This window comes from Thermogladius sp. (genome assembly GCF_049970955.1).
In the GTDB taxonomy this organism is placed as follows: domain Archaea; phylum Thermoproteota; class Thermoprotei_A; order Sulfolobales; family Desulfurococcaceae; genus Thermogladius.
Map to the genome: position 1 here is coordinate 1 of NZ_JBMFLY010000113.1, position 1,915 is coordinate 1,915.

The 1,915-nt window shown below is 59.8% G+C and carries 2 protein-coding genes; both read left to right on the forward strand.

All coding sequences use genetic code 11. From position 1 onward, the window contains the following. On the forward strand, positions 1–903 hold a 903-nt coding region (locus ACP5VX_RS07155), incomplete at its 5' end, for a dicarboxylate/amino acid:cation symporter (RefSeq protein WP_428725191.1). Positions 904–984: 81 nt separating this feature from the next. After that, entirely contained in the window at positions 985–1,806 is an 822-nt protein-coding gene (gene proC / locus ACP5VX_RS07160) for a pyrroline-5-carboxylate reductase (protein ID WP_428725192.1), read from the forward strand. Positions 1,807–1,915: the final 109 nt, after the last annotated feature.

Consider the following 1,915-nt stretch of genomic DNA (forward strand, 5'->3'; position numbering starts at 1 on the left):
GGTGTAGGAGTGGGCTTAAAGCCACCTGCCGGTTATAAGCCGCCGACTCCTCCGACCGGCGTCGACGTACTCATGTCATTCTTCCAGCTGGACTTCAGCAACGTCCTCACAGTAGGCGGTGCTATGACAATGATCATATTCGCCATGATACTCGGCGTCTCGACAATACTGCTCGGCGAGGAGGGGAGGAGAATTGCGGGCTACCTGAAAATCGGTAGCGACCTCAGCGTCGCGACAGTCAGGGTGATAATGTACTACGCCCCCATAGCGATCTTCGGATACGCCGTCTGGCTCATGAGCGAGTACGGGGCGAAGATGCTGGGGGCCTACGGGAAGTTCCTGGTAGCCCAGTACTCGTTCACGCTGATGCACTTCTTTGTGGTATACTCCCTGCTTGTGGCCCTGGGCGGTCTCAACCCCGTGAAGTACTTCAAGGCGCAGTTCACGCCCTTTATCGTGGCCTTCACTACGAGGAGCAGCGCTGTCACGCTGCCTTACAACATGGAGGCGTCCAGGAAGATGGGTGTGCCGGACTACATATACAACATCACTCTACCAATTGGGGCGACGGTGAACATGGACGGGACAGCCCTCTACCAGGCCCTCAGCGCGATGTTCATAGCGCAGCTCTTCGGCATCCCCATCCAGCCGTACCAGGTGGGGTTGATCATCGCGGCTGCGACCATAGGTAGCGTTGCCACAGCCGCCATACCGGGCGGGGGGACAATAATGCTGGCCTACGTCCTCGCCACTGTGGGGCTGCCGCTGGAAGGCATAGCAATTATGATGGTCATCGACCCGTTAACCGACGCCATAAGGACAGCGGTAAACGCGAGCGGCGACAACGCCTGTACGGTCCTCCTCACGAGGATTATAGGCGAGAAACTACAGCCCCAGATTTAGTTTTTTCTTACATTCACGTTTATATTCCAGTCCTAGAAATATACACCGCCTGTACACGCCCGCCTCCACGGGTGCGGTGTATTGAGAGTGGCGGTGATAGGGGCGGGTAGGATCGGGTCCGTGGTCGTGAGGTCGCTGGTTAGGTGCGGCTACAGCGAAATCGTGGCGACGGGCAGGAGAGACGAGACTCTCAAGAACGCGGCCTCCCTCGGCGCAGAGGCGACCCGGGACAACGACTACGCCGTCTCCTCCAGCGACATCGTCTTCCTTACCGTGAAGCCGCACCACTTACCCGAGGTCGTCAAGTCCGTTAAGCCGGCTTCGTGGGCTGGCAGAACCGTCGTCTCCTTCATAGCCGGCGTCCGGCTAGCTACGCTGGAGAAGGCGATGGCTGAGGCGGAGGTGTACAGGGCTATGCCCAACCTGAACGCCGAGGTAGGATTGAGCTCTACGGCCGTTGCCCAGGGCAGCCGTACGAGGGACATGGCCACCGTGGACAAGCTCCTAAAGTGCATGGGGAGGGTGTACTGGGTCCCCGAGGAGTTCCTCGACGCCTGGACAGCGCTCGCTGGGAGCGGGCCGGCCTTCATAGCCGAGATCATAGACGCGCTGGCGCTGGCGGGGGTCCTCGTGGGCCTGCCGAGGGACCTCGCCTACAGCGCGGCCCTCGACGTTCTGGAGGGGACGAGCAGACTACTGCGGGAGTCCGGTACACACCCGTTCAAGCTCAGAGACGACGTGACGACCCCCGCGGGCACCACTATAAGAGGCCTTATAGCCATGGAGTCCGAGGGGGTTAAAGCAGCCCTCATGAAGGCGGTCGAGTCGGCGTACAGGAGGTCGCTGGAGATAGGGGCGGAGATAGACGCGAGAGTCAAGAGAGAACTCGGCATCGGCGACTAACGGTACGGTTACCGCGTACTAGCACCCGTCTAGCTTGGTCTAGAACCTACGGGCCCGTGTTTGAGCCTGTAGTTGTGGGAAAACTTAGATGAAGGGTTCGGCGTAGACG